This window comes from Novosphingobium humi (assembly GCF_028607105.1).
GTDB classification, from domain to species: Bacteria; Pseudomonadota; Alphaproteobacteria; order Sphingomonadales; family Sphingomonadaceae; genus Novosphingobium; species Novosphingobium humi.
In genome coordinates this window covers 2,019,942-2,036,314 of sequence record NZ_CP117417.1, presented here as the reverse complement: position 1 = coordinate 2,036,314, position 16,373 = coordinate 2,019,942, and the positions used below count along the sequence as shown (strand labels likewise).

The window sequence follows — 16,373 nt, the reverse complement described above, 5'->3', positions numbered from 1 at the left end:
GCCGATTTGCCACAGGAAAGGAAAACTCGGATTTGCAAATGCACTCGATTGCAAAAGCTATTGCAACCGATTGTTTTGAGGTTTAGAGGCATTTTTTATGAGCTGCCCGGAATAACCCGGGGGCGTTCCATACCTCTTGGGGGAGGATCTGATCATGAAATCGGTTTTCAAGTCATGCGTGTCGCTTGCGGCGCTGGGTTTTGCTAGCCTTTCGGCCCCTGTCATGGCGGCGGATGCGGCATCGGGCGACAAGCCGGATGACTCGCAGGCTATCGTCGTCACCGCTTCCAGCGCAGGCAAGACCGCGCAGAACAGCTCGATCTCGGTCTCGCAGCTCAGCCAGGAAGCGATCACCAATTTCACCCCGCGTTCGCAGGCCGAAGTGCTGCGTGCCATTCCCGGCCTGAACGTGCAGGATACCGCCGGCCCCGGCGGCAATGCCAACATCGGCGTGCGCGGCATTCCGGTTTCCACCGGCGGTTCGGAATATGTCGGCCTTCAGGAAGATGGCCTGCCGGTTGTGCTGTTTGGCGACATGCAGTTCGGCAACAACGACTACTGGGTCCGCTTTGACAACAATGTGGATCGCGTCGAAGCGGTGCGCGGCGGCAGCGCCTCGACCTTTTCCAGCCAGGCGCCGGGCGCGGTCATCAACTATGTGTCCAAGACCGGCACCAAGGAAGGCGGCGAAATCGGCCTTTCCACCGCGCTCAACTATCGTGAATTCCGCCTCGATTTCGATTATGGCGGCAAGATCAGCGACACCGTGCGCTATCACCTTGGCGGCTATGTGGTGGACGGCAACGGGCCGACCCATCTGCCCTACACCGCGAGCAAGGGCTATCAGATCAAGGGCAACATCACCAAGGACATCGCCGACGGCAAGGGCTATATCCGCCTGAACTTCAAGCGCCTTGATGATCAGGAGCCGACCTTTACCTCGATGCCCGCGCTTGCCACGTTGTCGGGCAACACGATCACCGGTTTCTCGCAATTGCCGGGCGTGGACGCGCGCCAATATGCTTCCACCGGCATTTATAACCGCAACTTCAATGTTCTGGCGGCCAATGGCTCGCTCCAGAATGTCCAGATGCAGGGCATTCATCCGGTCTCTACGGCATTGGGCGGCGAGTTCCATTATGAATTCTCGTCCATCTTCACGCTGGATGAAAAGATCCGCTGGACCGACATGAGCGGCACGTTCAGCAATCAGTGGACCGGCGAAATGGCCACCAGCAGCATGCTGGGCCAGACCATCGGCAGCGTGAACGGCACATCGGATGCCCGCGTGATCGGTGCGGTGAAATATGCCGCCGGGCCGCTGGCAGGCCAGACCTACACCGGCGCCTTCCTGTCCAACAGCGCGCAGGCCTATGTCAACATGAAGGATGTGGGCAGTCTCGCCAGCGATCTGACGCTCAAGAGCAAGTTCGACGTGAGCGGGGCAAAGATCAATATCCGCGCGGGCTGGTTCCACATGCGCCAGAACATCTCGATGGATTGGCGCATCAACAATGTGACGCAGACGCTGAACAGCAACGGCAACCCGGTTCCGCTTAACCTTTACACCGCTGCGGGCGCCCAACTTACCGCCAATGGCGTGACGGGCTATAACAACCAGTGGGGCGGCTGCTGCGGCGGGCGCAGCTACGATGTGTCTTACACCGATGATGCGCTCTATCTCGAAGGCGAAGCCGACATTGGCCGCCTGAACCTCTCGGCCTCCTATCGCCGCGATATGCTTCAGGCTGAGGGCGTGTCCTATGGCACCACGCAGACCGGCACGATCACGGTTACCGATGCTTTGGGCAGCGCCACCCTGCCGACCTGGAATACTTCCTCGGTCCCGGCGGACCGGCTGAACTATACGAAGAGCTATTCCAGCTGGTCGCTGGGCGCGCTCTACAAGCTGACCGACAACACCAATGTCTTCGTCCGCGCCAGCAGCGGCGGCCGCTTCAATGCCGACCGCATGCTCTATGGCGGCAACAGCTTTACCGCTGATGGCAAGCTGACGGCGGGCGGCGACCACCTCTCGGTCAACACCGTGACGCAGCAGGAAGTGGGCGTGAAGCACAATGGCAGCATCGGCGGCGCCCGCTATCACGTGGAAGCGACCTATTACCGCGCTCAGGTGAAGGAATCGAACTACGATTTCACCGCCATCAGCCGTGGGCAGAACCCGTTCACCGACACGGTCTATCACTCCAGCGGCGTCGAGCTTTCGGGCAATGTCCGCTACGGCGATTTCGCGATGAACGGCTATGTGGTCTATACCGACAGCAAGGACACCAAGACCAATCTGACCCCGATGGCCATGCCCAAGTGGACCTTCCTGTTCTCGCCCAGCTATGACATGGGCAAGGCGGCGATTGGTGTCAGCGTTTCGGGCCAGTCCGATTTTTCGATCGGCACGATCACGGCGCCCGGTTCGGTCTTTGCCAATGGCTATGTCAAGGTTCGCCCGATGGACAATGTGGAAGTGGGCTTCAACGTCAACAACCTGTTCAACACGCTGGGCTATCGCGCCAACAATGGCAGCCTTCAGGCGCGCGGCGCCGGCGGGCTGACGGCCAATCAGGCGATCTTCGACAATTCGGCCATGCTGGGTCGGACGATGACCGCCTCGGTGAAGTACAAGTTCTGATCTGACCGGCCATAACAGGCCGCCGCAGGAGAACCGGGGAGGCGGGCACGGAAGGGAACACTTCCGGCCCGCCTTCTTTTTCGCCTACAAGAGGCGCAAGGAGAGGATGATGGGCGATTCTGATCGGAAAATCCGCAAGATTCTGGTGGTGGGCGGCGGCTCTGCGGGTTGGATGGCGGCCGCGATGCTGGCCAACGCGCTCAGGCAAGATTGCGCGATCACGCTGATCGAGAGCGAGGAGATCGGCACCATCGGCGTCGGCGAGGCGACCATCCCGCCCATCCGCATCTTCAACGAAACGCTGGGCATCGACGAGCGCGAGTTCATGGCCGCCACCAAGGGCAGTTTCAAACTGGGCATCGAATTTGTCGGCTGGGGGCGTGAGGACAGCCGCTATTTCCACCCCTTTGGCCCGCATGGCCGCAATTTCGACATGGTGCCGCTGCATCAATATTGGCTGAAAGCGCGGATGGAGGGGGATGACACCCCGCTCGATGATTATTCGATGGCCTGGCATATCGCGCGCGCCGGGCGTTTTTCCCACCCTTCGCCCGATCAGCGCAGCGTGCTCTCCACTTTTGAATATGCCTATCATTTCGATGCAGGCCTCTATGCCCGCTTCCTGCGCGCCTATGCCGAAAAGCGCGGCGTCACGCGGATCGAGGGCAAGATCGCCGATGTCGGGCTGAACGGCGAGACCGGCTATGTGCGCGATGTGACCATGGCGGATGGGCGCGTTATCGAGGCTGACCTCTTCATCGACTGTTCGGGCTTTCGCGGGTTGCTGATCGAGGGAGCGCTGAAAACCGGTTATGAAGACTGGTCGCACTGGTTGCCCTGTGATCGCGCGGTGGCCATGCCCTGCGGCCATCCGGCGACGGACCCCAATCCCACGCCATACACCCGCTCGACCGCGCGCGAGGCGGGCTGGCAATGGCGCATCCCGCTGCAACATCGCATCGGCAACGGCTATGTCTATTGCAGCGACTTTATGGAGGATGACCGCGCCGCCACCCTGCTCGCCCAGCGCCTTGATGGCGAGGCTTTGGGCGATCCGCGCCATGTGCGTTTCACCGCAGGGCGCCGCCGCCAGCATTGGAACAAGAATGTCATCGCGGTGGGCCTGTCTTCGGGTTTCCTCGAACCGCTGGAATCGACCTCGATCCACCTGATACAGGCCAATATTTCCAAGATCCTCGCGCTCTTTCCCGACAAGGATTTCGATCCGGCCACGCGCGATGAGTTCAACCGCATCGCCCATGGCGAGATGGAGCGCATCCGCGATTTCATCATCCTGCATTACAAGCTGACCCAGCGGCAGGACAGCGAGCTGTGGCGCTATGTTTCGGCCATGGATATTCCCGACACACTGGCGCTGAAGATCGAGCATTTCCGCCGCCATGGCCGTTTGATCGCGCGCGAGCTTGATCTGTTTGCGCCCCCCTCGTGGCTGGCGGTGCATGTGGGGCAGGGGAACATCCCGGAGGGCCTCGACCCGCTGATCGACTATCGCGGGATTGACGCGCGCGACTGGCTGGCCAAATTGCGCGGCGCGATGGCGGCCGAGGCGGCGCGGGTGCCGATGCATAATGCGGTTCTGGCGCGGCACTGCGTGGCGGCGTGAACGCCGAGGCAATCCGGTGGCGGGACGCCGCCCGCGAACTGCGCGCCGGGCAGCGGATGATCGAGGCCGACGAGGCGATGGCACGGGCCTATGCGCTGGCGCCCGATGATCGGCTGATCGCCTTTCTCCACGCGCAGTCGCGCTATGAATTGGGTCATCCGGCGGCGGATCTGTTCGCGCAGGTCTGCCGCCTGTGGCCCGACAATCCCGATGCGCTGCGCAATCAGGCCATGGCGCGCGCCGGCGAGGGGGATGTCGGCGGGGCGGTCGATCTGCTCTCCGCCGCGCTGGGGCAAGATCCGCAATGGCTGGATGGGCATCGGGTGCTGGCCTCGCTGCGCTGGGTGGCGGGCGATGTGCGGGGGTTCGATGCCTCCTATGCCGCCGCCGCCCGGGCGCATCCGCGCGCGCAGGGCCTGTGGCTGGGCTGGTTTTCCACCGTGGCGCAGCATCGCGACTGGCCCCGCGCCCGCGCCATTCTTGACGAGGCCGAAAGCCATCTGGGCCGGACCAAGCCGTTGACGCAAGCCCGCCTGTTCATCGCCAATGAGAGCGGCGATGAGGCGGAAACCGTGCGCCTTTTGGCTGCGACTTCGGCGTGGGATGATCCCTTTATCCAGATTGCCCGCATCCGCGCTGCCTTGCGCGCGGGCGATCCGGCACGCGCCCTGTCCATCGCGCTGCCTCTGGCGCAGGCCGCGCCCGGATCACCGCTGGCGGGGCAGGCATGGCCCTATGTCTCGACCTGCTGGCGGCTGCTCGATGATCCGCGAGGGAACTGGCTCGACGGCGATTTCGTGCGCAGCATGGATGTGGGCTTGAGCGATGCCGAACTGGACGAACTGGGCGAATGTCTGCGCGCGCTCCATATCGCGCAATTGCCCTATCCCGAACAGTCGGTGCGCGGAGGCACGCAGACCGACCGTTCGGTCCTGCTGCGCCATGAGCCGATCCTGCAACGCGCCCGCGCCGCGCTGATGGCGGCGGTGGCGGATTATGTCGCCGCCTTGCCCGCGCCCGATCCGGCGCATCCCTTGCTTTCGCGCCCGCGCGATGATCTGCGCATCAGCGGCAGTTGGTCGGTGCGGCTGACGGGCGGGGGCTTCAACATCCCCCATTCGCACCCGATGGGCTGGATCAGCAGCGCCTTCTATGTCGCCCTGCCACAGGATGACGCGCCCGCGCCCGCCGGTCATTTCCACTATGGCGCGCCGCCGCCCGAACTGGGGCTGGGCCTTGCTCCCTATGCCACGATCGCCCCCCGGCGAGGCCATCTGGTGCTGTTCCCTTCCACCCTGTGGCATGGCACGGTGCCGACCACCTCAGGGGAGCGCCTCAATATCGCTTTTGATATTGTGCCCGCTCAAGCCTGAAAGGCAAAGTGATAGCACTGGCTGCGGCGCTCTCCGGCGGGCAGGATGTCTTGCGCGCCCCATTCGCCCCGGCCAAAGCTGTTGGGCGCGTGGCTGACCGGTTCGACGCAGAAATAATCATGGTCGCCGGGGCAATAGAAGTGAAAGCCCGCGCCTTGGCCCGACAGGGTGACGGTCATGTCCGGCCCGCCGATCACGATCCGCGGATTGGGCGCGACAAAGAAATTGTCCAGCCCCTCCAACGCCTCGATCCCGACCGGCGCGCCCGAAAACAGTCCCGATTCCTGCGGACATACGGCAAGGCCGGTGGGATCGTTGAACCACATCACCCCGGCTTCGGCCGCCACGGTGCTTTGCGGGCTGCGCGGGAAATAGGGGTGGAGGCCAAAGCCTGCGGGCATCGCTTCGCTTTCATGCCGGTTCTCGATGGTGATTTCGACCCACAGGCCGTCCTCTTCCAGCGTAAAACTCTGCCATGCGCGATAGGGCCATGGCCAGTCGGCCGACCCGTCCAGCCGCAGCCTGGCATGATCGGGGCCGGCCTCCTCGACCGTCCACGGGCGGCGCCAGCCATCGCCGTGGATCGCATGGGGCGCGCCCAGATTATAGACCGCAACGGCGTGGTCCGTCCCGTTCAGGGTGATCCGTCCTTGGTCGATCCGGTTGGCGAAAGGGACCAGCGGAAAACACGCCATATCGATCGGCTTGTCCCCCACAGCCCGGCGCAGCACCGCAACCCCGCCGCAATCGAGCGCCATGATCGATCCGCCCAGCGCGGGGGCGATCCGGCAAAGGGCATCGCCCTTGGCGAGATGGAGCTGAGTTTGATCGTTCATGGCCCGCTTTCTAGCCGGATGGATGGAAAAGAGAAGACTTGTGCAAACGGATGGAATGGCAAATTTTGCTCAGTCGCTGTTGAATGACATTCATGATGAATGCTATGGGCCAAGCCGTTAATGTCTCGCCATGCGATAATGGGCCAAGCACCCCCGCCAAGGCCCTTAATTTGCCGAAATTTCAGGGAAAACCATGATCGAATTGACCATCAACGGCCAAAAACGCCGAGTCGATGCCGAGAGCGACACGCCCTTGCTCTGGGTCCTGCGCGATGATCTGGGGATGACGGGCACCAAATATGGTTGCGGCGTGGCGCAATGCGGCGCCTGCTCGGTGCTGGTCGATGGTTCGGTGATGCGCTCCTGCGTGACGCCGGTCGAGGCCGTGGCTGGCCGCAAGGTGACCACCATTGAGGCGATGGAAAAGGACCCTGTGGGCGCGAAGGTCGTGGAGGCATGGGTCAAGCACCAGGTGCCCCAATGCGGCTATTGCCAGTCTGGTCAGGTGATGGCGGCGACTTCGTTGCTGAAACAGAACGCCAAGCCCAGCGATGCCGATGTCGAGGCCGCGATGGTCAACCTGTGCCGCTGCGGCACCTATAACGCCATCAAGGCGGCGGTGCGCGATGTGGCCGGATTGGAGAAGAAGGCATGAACCTGCCGTTTCAAACCTCGATGAACGATCCGGTCAATGTCTCGCGGCGCAGCTTTATCGCGGGCGCCGGCGTGGGCGCGCTGGTGCTGGGCTTTGGCGTGCCGATGGGCGCGGCGCGGGCGCAAGGGGCCGCCAAAGTGGTGCCCGGCACGCGGGTCCCGGCCTTTCTGGCGATCCGGCCCGACAACACCATCCTGTTCCAAAGCCCCTTTGCCGAGGGCGGGCAGGGCGTATGGACCGCCATGGCCCAGATCGTGGGCGAGGAACTGGACGCCGATCCGGCCAGCTTTACGGTCGAAAATGCGCCTCCCGGCCCCGATTATCAGGTCGTCTTTGGCAAGATGCGGATCACCGGCGGTTCGATGTCCGTGCGCACCAGCTATGCCACGATGCGCAAGCTGGGCGCGACGGCGCGGGCCATGTTGGTGCAGGCCGCCGCGCAGAAGATGGGCGTGCCTGCGGGCGAACTGACCACCGAGCCGGGCCGGGTGATCCACAAGGCCAGCGGCAAGGCGATGACCTATGGTGAGCTGGCGCCTGCCGCGCTCGATATGCCCGCGCCCGCCAATGTGGCTTTGAAGGACCCCAAGGACTTCCGCTGGATTGGCAAGCGTCAGGCGCGGCTGGACGTGCGCGCCAAGTCCACCGGCAAGGCGCAGTTCTCGATCGACATGAAAGTCGAGGGGATGCTCCATGCGGCGGTCCAGCACGCGCCGCGTCTGGGCCAGAGCGTGGGCAAGATCCGCAACGAGGCCGAGGTCAAGGCGATGAAGGGCGTGCATTCGGTGCACGTCCTGCCCGGCGCGGTGGCCGTGGTGGCCGAGCGTTTCTGGCACGCGCGCCGCGCGGTGGAGGCAGCGCAGGTCGATTGGGCCGAGGCAACCGGCGAGACTTATCGCCCGATGCCCGCCGATTTCTCGACCGAGGCTTTCGCGCAATATCTGGCCAATTATCAGGGCAAGGAAGAGGTTGCCGAAACCGCAGGCGACATAGCCGCCGCCTTTGCCGGGGCGGCCAGCACGGTGACCGCCACCTATCACAGCCAGTTCGTCAACCATGCCCAGCTTGAGCCGCCCTCGGCGCTGGCCCGGTTTAACGCCGATGGCACGCTGGATATGTGGTTTCCCAATCAGGCTCCCGAAATGTTCCTGGCCGAAGTGGCCAAGGCATCGGGGCTGAGCGCGGACAAGATCACCATCCATTCGCCGCTCTTGGGCGGGTTCTTTGGCCGCCACTTCATCTATCCCCACGGCACGCCCTGGCCGCAGGCTCTGGAACTGGCCAAGCGGGTGGGGCGACCGGTCAAGCTGATCTGGACGCGCGAGGAGGAATTCCTGCGCGATCCGCTGCGCCCGATGGCGGCGGTGCGGTTTCGCGGAGCGCTGGATGCCAAGGGCATGCCGGTGGCCATCGAGGCGATCAGCGTTACCGAAGGCCCCAGCGAAGGCATTGCCGACAAGCGCGGCCCCAAGCTGGACGATGCGGCCTTGGAAGGTTTGACGGGCAAGAAATATGCGCTGCCCGCCAAGCGCATCGCGCAGGTCTTCGTCAAAAGCCCGACCACGCTGGCCTATTGGCGTTCGGTGGGCAATTCGATGAACGATTTCTTTTACGAGACGTTCCTCGACGAACTGGCCGACAAGGGCGGGCAGGACCCCTATGCGCTGCGCCTGAAATTGCTGGAGGGCGATGCGCGGCTGACCAATCTGCTGAAAGCAGTGGTGGATCTGGCGGGCGGATGGAAGGCCGGACCCTTCACCGCGCCTGATGGCAGCAAGCGTGCTCGCGGCATCGCCATGGCATCGCCCTTTGGCAGCGAGACGGCCGCGATGGCCGAGGTTTCCATCGCCGACGGCCAGATCAAGGTCCACGATGTCTGGCAGGCGATTGATCCGGGCAGCATCGTCAACCCCGCGATCATCGAGGCGCAGGTCAATTCCGCCGTGGCGCTGGGCCTGTCCGAAGTGCTGATCGAGGAGGCCGTGTATAAGGACGGCCTGCGCGCGGCGCGCAATTTCGATGGCTATCCGATCCTGACGCCCGACCGGATGCCGCGTGTGCATGTGCGGATTGTCGAAAGCGGCGCGCCGATGGGCGGAATCGGCGAACCGGGCCTGCCCGCTGTGCCGCCTGCGGTGGCCAATGCGGTGTCGCGCCTTATCGGCAAGCGCCTGCGCAAGATGCCGCTGGCCGGATTTGCGTGATGGAACGGGGCGGCGGGGTAAAATCCGCCGCTTCTTTTATGCGGCGCCCATCGGGTCCATCGTGCCCGCCGCCGCGATGCACCAGATCACGCCCAGCGCCAGCAGCGTTTCGAGCGTAACACTGCGCCGCAACGCAGCCAGCGCGCGGTGGCGCGCGCGCGGATCAATCGCTTGCTCAAGAGCAGGCACCAGATGGAACCGGTTATGCCCGGCCAGCAGGAACATCGCGCCAAACAGACCCAGCTTGGTCAGCAGCAGCCGGCCATAGGGCGATCCGGCCATCACGCCCCATTGCCCCGGCGGGGCCAAAAACAGCAGATTGCCAAGGCCGCTGAGCACCAGCACGCCCACCAGCACCGTGCCGATCAGCGCAAATCCGCCCAATTGCCGCCCCAGCCGGGCCAGCGCCGTGCGATCATCGGCCCCGCTGCTCCACACCAGCGCGGTGAACAGCAGCAGCGCCCCCAGCCATGTCAGGCCCGCCCACAAATGTGCCATATCGCCGCCCAGCCGGACCACTGAGGCAAAACCCATCGAGGCTGCGGCATGGCCGCCCCACGCCAGACAGGCCGTTGCCAGCCCTCCCAGCGCCGCAACCGCCGCCAGAGGCGTATTCCGCCGCGCCGCGATCACCCCCAGCGCCAGCGTCAGAAACAGCCCCCGTGCGATCACCGCCCAGCCCAGCGCCGTATCGGTCAGCATCGTCGAGACCATCTCGGTGTCGAGATCGGCAACCGTGCTGGCCGCCATACGCGCCAGAATAAAGGCAAATTCGCCCGCCCCCAGCGCCAGCCCCAGAACGCATCCCAGCCCCAGTACCCGCCGCCCCCACGGCGAGGCGACACGCTGGCCCAGCAGGCGGGCCGTCAGAGCAGCGCCGAACACCAGCCCCAGATCCATGAACTGAAGCCAGCGCAGCCAGACCAGCGTTTCGCCCATCACTTGACGGTGAAGTTCAGCTTGCCCGCGACGCGATGCGTGTCGGTTGAAACCACATGCCAGTTGGCCTCATAGGTGCCGGCGGGCAGCGCGCGCGGCAGCTTGGCCACCAGCGTCACCTTGTCGGCGGCAAGGGCGGTCTTGACGCCGGTCATCTTCATCGGTTCGTGATTGGTCATGCCGGGCATGCCGGTCATCACCACATCCATGCCCGACATTGCGGCCATCAGCGGCTCGTTGAAGGTGATCGAGATCTGCGTCACCTTGGCGGCGGCGGTCGAACCTTCGGCCGGGTTGGCGGAAACGATCTTGGGATGGGCCAGCGCGGGCGCGGCAAAACCGGCAACCGCAACGCAGGCGGCCAGAGTGGAGGCGAGAATATGGCGCATCGGATCGAACTCCCCGAATAGGAACTGGCAAAGGCTTTTGCCCGATCCTGTCATACGATCATCGCGCGCCGGAGTGAAAGGGCAATTCCGGGCTTTGCCGCGCAACACTATGCCGTTTCGCAGCGCCGCTTTGGCATCCTTCCTTGGCATCGCATGCACGCCCGCCTTGGGCCCGGCCGCGATCCGGCAAGGGCTGCATCTGGCGCTGCCTGAACCGGCCTTGGTGTTCGGCGCCGGCGATTGGGGGTGCAGGGGCGCGCGGCCTGAGGCGACAGGCGGCGCGCGCCTTGCGGATCAGGCTTCCTCGCGCCGCATCTGCATCAACCGGCGGCGCGCCCGGATCGCGGCGGCGTCCGAGGGCAGGATGACCGGGCGCAGCGCCCAGAAATCCTGATCCCCCATGGCTTCCTGCTGGGCGCGGATCATCGGTTCATCCTCTTCCAGAAAGACCCGGCGCGCCATTTGCGCGGCTTCTTCGCCATGGTCGCGGGTGAAGAAGTAATGCGTTTCGCGCGCGCTCTTGGGGGTCAGGATATGCGGGTTGGCCATGGGCGGCACCACCGGCGCGCGCGTCTCCGATTGCACCACGCCGATCATCAGCGCCAGCGAGGCCGGAGCGTGCCAGCGCATATGCAGCCATTGATCGACCCGCGCGTCGCCCACCATCGGCACGGCCCATTCGGGCGGGCGCGATCCGTTCATGTCCCACTTGTTCCACACCGCGCCGGTATCGTCGCTTTCAACCGTCTGTTCGCCAAATTCGAACAGCGCGCCATTCACCCCGAATGTCTCGGTATGCAGGAATTCGGCATGGCTGAGGTCGAGCAGATTGTCCGCGATCAGCTCGTAATTCACATCCATCAGCAAATGGTCGCGCGCATCGCGGGCGTCATTGATGAAGGAGAAATCGGGGATCGCATCGGGATCGGCGCGCTCGGCATCGCCGGGCCAGAACCATAGACCGCCGTGGCGCTCGACCAGCGGGCGGGTCGCCACGCGCGCCTCGGGCGGCAGCGTCTTGCCAAAGGGGTTGAAGACGCAGGCGCCATCCATGCCATAGGTCAGCCCATGATAGCCGCAGGCCACAGCATCGCCCACGCGCCGCCCCCGGCTGAGCGGCACAAAGCGGTGAGGGCAGCGGTCGGCCATCATCACCCAGGCGCCGTCGCTCGATTGCAGGATCAGCCATGGTTCGTCCAGCAGCGTGCGCGCGAGGAAGCCATCGGCAGGCACCTCGGCGGCCCATGCGGCCATATACCATGCATTGCGGACATAAGGCTCTGCGGCCATTTTCTCTCTCCTCTCTTATCGAGGGAGCGGGCCATGCCTGTTGTCTTTGATCGCTGCATGCCCGCACCCACGCGCGGGACTTTCCCGCCTCAAGCTGTGGGGCCTGCAGCATGACGCCATGGGCGCCTTCCCAGACCGGCAGGGCCGGTCACCAGGCTGTGCCCGCAAAACGGGCGTGAACAGGATAAATTGGAACGGCGATTCGAGTCAAGTTTCATTCGTGGATCGCAAGGCGCTCCAGCAGTTTCGCGCCCTGCGGCCCCATCACATCGGCCAGCGTATAGCGCTCCAGCACGGCAAAAAACGCGTCGAGCGCCAGATCGAGCGGACCGGGCAACTGGCATGCTCCCGCCAGTTTGCAGGTGCCGCAGCCGACCAGATCGATCTCCCCCTCGGTATGGCGGATCAGGCGTCCGATGTTGATTTCCGCCGCCGGGCGGGCCAGCCGCAGCCCCCCGTTGCGCCCGCGCAGCGCCTGAACATAGCCATGTGCGGCCAGGTCGCTGACTACCTTCATCAGGTGATTTTGCGAGATGTCATAGGCCTTTGCCACTTCGCCGATCGAGCACAGGCGATCGGGATGCGTGGCCAGATAGAGCATCACGCGCACAGCGTAATCAGAGAAGCGGGTCAGGCGCATAGGGGTTCATCCTAAAGATGCATTTCACTTGCATGATATATTTCGTCCTCATATATAGCATCCAAGATGCATGATTTGGAGTCGTTCCATGACCTCCCCCGAAAACCGCCCCGATCCGGTTCCCACGCCCGCGCTGGACGATGCCGCACTGGCCGGTCTGGTCGATGCTTTTTACGCCCGCGTGCGCGTCGATCCGGAGTTGGGCGCGGTGTTCAACGGGGCGATCGCTCCGGCTGACTGGCCCGCGCATCTTGGCCGTATGGCGCAGTTCTGGTCCTCGGTGATGCTGGGCAGCGGGGCCTATCACGGCAATCCTGTGGCCGCCCATATGCGCCACCGCGCGGCGATGGACCCCGCCATGTTCGCCCGCTGGCTGACGCTCTGGGAGGATACCGCACGCCAATGCCTGAGCCCGCAGGACGCGCTGGCCGTGCAGGTCAAGGCGCGCCGCATCGCCGAGAGCCTGCAACTGGCGCTCTTCTTCCGTCTGCCCCGTTCTCAAAACGCTGCCTGAAACCCCCAAAGGAGCCACCATGACCCCCGAACAGACCGCCATCATCAAGGCCACCGTTCCACTGCTGGAAACCGGCGGCGAGGCGCTGACCACCCATTTCTACCGCATCATGCTGTCCGAATATGACGAGGTGCGCCCGCTGTTCAATCAGGCGCATCAGGCTCATGGCACCCAGCCGCGCGCGCTGGCCAATGCGGTGCTGCAATATGCCCGGCATATCGACAATCTGGGGGCGCTGGGCGCGCTTCCGGCCCAGATCATTCAAAAGCATGTCGCGCTTCAGATCCTGCCCGAACATTACCCCATCGTCGGCACCTGCCTGCTGCGCGCGATCCGCGAAGTGCTGGGCGAGGAGATCGCCACCGACGCGGTGATCGAGGCATGGGGCGCGGCTTATTGGCAATTGGCCAACATCCTGATCGGGGCCGAAGGCGCCGAATATGACCGTCTGGCCGCCGCTCCGGGCGGGTGGCGCGGGGCGCGGCAATTCCGCGTGACGCGCAAGCAGGTGGAGAGCGCCGAGATCGTCTCCTTCTATCTCGAACCCGTCGATGGCGGCGCGGTGGTCGATTTTCAGCCGGGGCAATATCTGGGCCTGCGCCTGACCATCGACGGGCAGGAATTGCGCCGCAACTATTCGCTCTCGCAAAAGGCCGATGGCCGCACCCTGCGCATTAGTGTCAAGCGCGAACCGGGCGGTGTGGCCTCGAACCATCTGCATGACCATGTGGGGCAGGGCGATGTGTTGGACGTGTTCCCCCCGGCGGGCGAATTCGTGCTGGCCTCGGGCGAGGCTCCGCTGGCGCTGATCTCGGGCGGCATCGGCGTGACGCCCACGCTGGCCATGGCGCAGGCCGCGCTGGAAGAAGGCAAGCGCGACGTGACCTTCATTCACTATGCCCGCAATGGCGATGTCCATGCCTTTGGCGATGTGATCGACGGCTGGGCGCGCAACTATCCGCGCTTTACCGCGCATATCGTCTATGAACAGGGCGGGCATGAAGATGGCCCCTCGGGCCGCCCTTCGGTCGAGCAATTGCAGGCATGGGTGCCGGTCGAGGCCGATGCCTATTTCCTCGGCCCCAAGCCTTTCATGGGCTTTGTAAACCGTACGCTGGCGCAGATCGGCCTGCCCGAAACCCGCCGCCATTTCGAATTCTTTGGCCCGGCCGAAGCGCTCGATTGATCCCTATAGGGTCCCGCCCGGCAGATAGCGGCTGGGCGGGACGCCAAGGCGGCGTTTGAACATGGTGGTAAAGGCCGCCGCGCTGTCATAGCCCAAATCGAAGGCGATACCCGTCACGGCCTCGCCCTGCGCCAGACGGGGCAGGGCGATCAGCACGCAGGCCTGTTGCCGCCACTCGCCAAAGCTCAGCCCCGTTTCCCGGCGAAAGGCGCGGGTGAAGGCGCGCCGCCCCATGCCCAGATCCGCGCTCCACTGGTCGATGCTGTCGCGCGGGGTGGGTTGTTCCAGAAAGGCCTGACACTTGGCCGCCAATGCCGGGGTCTGTGGAAAGGGCACCGCCAGCGGCACCGTGGGCGCCAGCGCCAGTTCGGCCAGCAACAGCGCCATCAGCTTGCCGTCGCGCCCCTCGCGGTCATATTCGGGCGCAATCTCGCAGGCCGCCTCCAGCAGGCTGCGCAAGAGGGGCGAGACCTGAATGACCTTGGTTTCCGCGCCCAGCGAGCCTTGCACCCCCGGTTCGACCAGAACGCTGCGTGTGCTGACCGCGCCGACCATGCGCACGGCATGGGGGCATCCACCCGGCGTCCACACCGCGCGCTCTGGCGGGGCCACCCATGCGCCCTGCGGCGTGGAAAGCACCACCACGCCCCGCGCCGCATAGAGCAATTGCCCGCGCCGATGCTGATGCCAGTCCAGTTCGAAGGCGGGCGGATATTCATTCCCCACGCCGATGATGGGCCGGTCGATATGGTCCACCGCTTCGGGATTATTCCAAGGCATGCCTGTCCCAATCGCGAAAAGGAAAGACCCATACAGGAATGCGGGCCAAGGCGCGAGGCGCTATAGCGCGCGGGCAACACAATTGGAAATCAAGCATGCACGCGCCCCGGTCCACTTCACCCCAAACAACCGCCTACGGCATCATCGCCGCGATCAGCGCCTGCCATCTCATCAATGACATGCTGCAATCGCTGCTGCCCGCGATCTATCCCAATCTGAAGGCAGAGCTTGGCTTGTCCTTTGCCCAGATCGGGCTCATCACGCTGGCCTATCAGATCACCGCCTCGATCCTTCAGCCGCTGATCGGTCTTTATGCCGACAAACGGCCCACGCCGCTGGCGCTGCCGGGGGGCACGCTGTTCACGCTGGCCGGGCTGGTGGTGCTGTCGGTCGCGCACAGTTACGGGCTGCTGCTGGTGGGCGCGTCGCTGCTGGGGATGGGTTCGTCGGTGTTCCATCCCGAAAGCTCGCGCGTGGCGCGCATGGCGGCGGGCCAGAGGCACGGGTTTGCCCAGTCGATGTTTCAGGTGGGCGGCAACGCGGGGTCTGCGCTCGGGCCGCTGGCCGCCGCGATTGTCGTCGTGCGCTGGGGCCAGACCAGTCTGGCGGCCTTTGCCTTGCTGGCGCTGCTGTCCTGCGCGATCCTGTGGAATGTCGGGCAATGGTATCGCCATCATGGTCTGGCGCGGCTTTCGGCCGGCAATAGCGCGCGCAAATCGGCCGATCCCTTGCCGCGCGGGCGGGTGCTGGGCGGGATTGCGGTGCTGCTGGCGCTGATCTTTTCCAAATATGTCTATCTGGCCAGCCTGACGAGCTATTTCACCTTTTACCTGATCCACCGTTTCGGCGTCTCGGTCGAGGTGGCCCAGCTTCACCTGTTCGCCTTTTTGGGCGCGGTGGCCGTGGGCACGATCGCGGGCGGGCCGTTGGGTGATCGGTTCGGGCGCAAATATGTGATCTGGTTTTCGATCCTTGGGGCGCTGCCCTTCACGTTGCTTCTGCCCCATGCCAGCCTGTTTTGGAGCGGGCCGCTGACGGTGGCCATCGGCCTGATCCTGGCCTCGGCCTTTCCCGCCATCGTCGTATTTGCTCAGGATCTGGTGCCGGGCAAGATCGGCATGATCTCCGGCCTTTTCTTTGGTTTTTCCTTTGGCATGGGCGGGTTGGGCGCGGCCGTCCTTGGCGAGGTGGCCGACCGTGCGGGGATCGAGACGGTCTATGCGATCTGCGCCTTCCTGCCCGCCATTGGCCTGTTGGCGGTGTTTCTGCCCAATCCCCGGCGATAAGGGCCGGGGC

General features: G+C 64.4%; 14 protein-coding genes. 8 read left to right on the top strand and 6 right to left on the bottom strand.

Translation table 11 applies throughout. The annotated features are described in order from the left end of the window. Window positions 1–154 precede the first annotated feature (154 nt). The 3 genes from PQ457_RS09565 to PQ457_RS09555 all read left to right on the top strand — a co-directional run bounded on the left by PQ457_RS09565 (window position 155) and on the right by PQ457_RS09555 (window position 5,644). The gene (locus PQ457_RS09565) at window positions 155–2,647 is read left to right on the top strand and encodes a TonB-dependent receptor (protein WP_273616649.1); all 2,493 of its coding nucleotides are present in this window, start codon (window positions 155–157) and stop codon (window positions 2,645–2,647) included. Window positions 2,648–2,756: 109 nt separating this feature from the next. Beyond that, complete coding sequence (locus PQ457_RS09560) at window positions 2,757–4,271, top strand: tryptophan halogenase family protein (protein WP_273619294.1); 1,515 nt, start codon at window positions 2,757–2,759, stop codon at window positions 4,269–4,271. Next, window positions 4,268–5,644 (top strand): putative 2OG-Fe(II) oxygenase, encoded by a 1,377-nt coding sequence (locus PQ457_RS09555; RefSeq protein ID WP_273616648.1) that lies wholly within the window; start codon window positions 4,268–4,270, stop codon window positions 5,642–5,644. The genes PQ457_RS09560 and PQ457_RS09555 overlap by 4 nt, the downstream gene beginning before the upstream one ends. On the opposite strand, the gene PQ457_RS09550 is transcribed toward PQ457_RS09555, so the two are convergent. Then, entirely contained in the window at window positions 5,635–6,480 is an 846-nt protein-coding gene (locus tag PQ457_RS09550) for an aldose 1-epimerase (RefSeq protein WP_273616647.1), read from the bottom strand. The two genes, PQ457_RS09555 and PQ457_RS09550, sit on opposite strands and share 10 nt — an antisense overlap. Window positions 6,481–6,673: 193 nt before the next feature. Between PQ457_RS09550 and PQ457_RS09545 the strand changes: the two genes are divergently transcribed. After that, window positions 6,674–7,135 carry a (2Fe-2S)-binding protein gene (locus tag PQ457_RS09545; RefSeq protein WP_273616646.1) on the top strand — a complete coding sequence of 154 codons (462 nt, stop codon included), beginning with the start codon at window positions 6,674–6,676 and terminating at the stop codon, window positions 7,133–7,135. Further along, the gene (locus tag PQ457_RS09540; protein ID WP_273616645.1) at window positions 7,132–9,339 is read left to right on the top strand and encodes a xanthine dehydrogenase family protein molybdopterin-binding subunit; all 2,208 of its coding nucleotides are present in this window, start codon (window positions 7,132–7,134) and stop codon (window positions 9,337–9,339) included. The genes PQ457_RS09545 and PQ457_RS09540 overlap by 4 nt, the downstream gene beginning before the upstream one ends. 36 nt (window positions 9,340–9,375) lie before the next feature. Here the strand turns inward: PQ457_RS09540 and copD are convergent, their stop codons facing one another. The 4 genes from copD to PQ457_RS09520 all read right to left on the bottom strand — a co-directional run bounded on the left by copD (window position 9,376) and on the right by PQ457_RS09520 (window position 12,597). After that, complete coding sequence (gene copD / locus PQ457_RS09535) at window positions 9,376–10,278, bottom strand: copper homeostasis membrane protein CopD (RefSeq protein ID WP_273616644.1); 903 nt, start codon at window positions 10,276–10,278, stop codon at window positions 9,376–9,378. After that, window positions 10,278–10,667 (bottom strand): copper homeostasis periplasmic binding protein CopC, encoded by a 390-nt coding sequence (gene copC, locus PQ457_RS09530; protein ID WP_273616643.1) that lies wholly within the window; start codon window positions 10,665–10,667, stop codon window positions 10,278–10,280. Before copC ends, copD begins: the two co-directional genes overlap by 1 nt. 294 nt (window positions 10,668–10,961) lie before the next feature. Further along, the gene (locus PQ457_RS09525; RefSeq protein WP_273616642.1) at window positions 10,962–11,957 is read right to left on the bottom strand and encodes an aromatic ring-hydroxylating oxygenase subunit alpha; all 996 of its coding nucleotides are present in this window, start codon (window positions 11,955–11,957) and stop codon (window positions 10,962–10,964) included. A gap of 214 nt (window positions 11,958–12,171) precedes the next feature. Continuing rightward, window positions 12,172–12,597, bottom strand: coding sequence for an RrF2 family transcriptional regulator (locus PQ457_RS09520; protein ID WP_273616641.1), 426 nt, complete (start codon window positions 12,595–12,597; stop codon window positions 12,172–12,174). An 88-nt stretch (window positions 12,598–12,685) separates the two neighbouring features. Between PQ457_RS09520 and PQ457_RS09515 the strand changes: the two genes are divergently transcribed. After that, window positions 12,686–13,111, top strand: coding sequence for a group III truncated hemoglobin (locus PQ457_RS09515; protein ID WP_273616640.1), 426 nt, complete (start codon window positions 12,686–12,688; stop codon window positions 13,109–13,111). A gap of 19 nt (window positions 13,112–13,130) precedes the next feature. Further along, on the top strand, window positions 13,131–14,297 hold the full coding sequence (gene hmpA / locus PQ457_RS09510) for an NO-inducible flavohemoprotein (protein WP_273616639.1): 1,167 nt from the start codon (window positions 13,131–13,133) through the stop codon (window positions 14,295–14,297). Between the two features lie 3 nt (window positions 14,298–14,300). Here the strand turns inward: hmpA and PQ457_RS09505 are convergent, their stop codons facing one another. Next, on the bottom strand, window positions 14,301–15,077 hold the full coding sequence (locus tag PQ457_RS09505) for an AraC family transcriptional regulator (RefSeq protein WP_273616638.1): 777 nt from the start codon (window positions 15,075–15,077) through the stop codon (window positions 14,301–14,303). 95 nt (window positions 15,078–15,172) lie between these two features. Between PQ457_RS09505 and PQ457_RS09500 the strand changes: the two genes are divergently transcribed. Next, entirely contained in the window at window positions 15,173–16,363 is a 1,191-nt protein-coding gene (locus PQ457_RS09500; RefSeq protein ID WP_273616637.1) for an MFS transporter, read from the top strand. Window positions 16,364–16,373 lie beyond the last annotated feature (10 nt).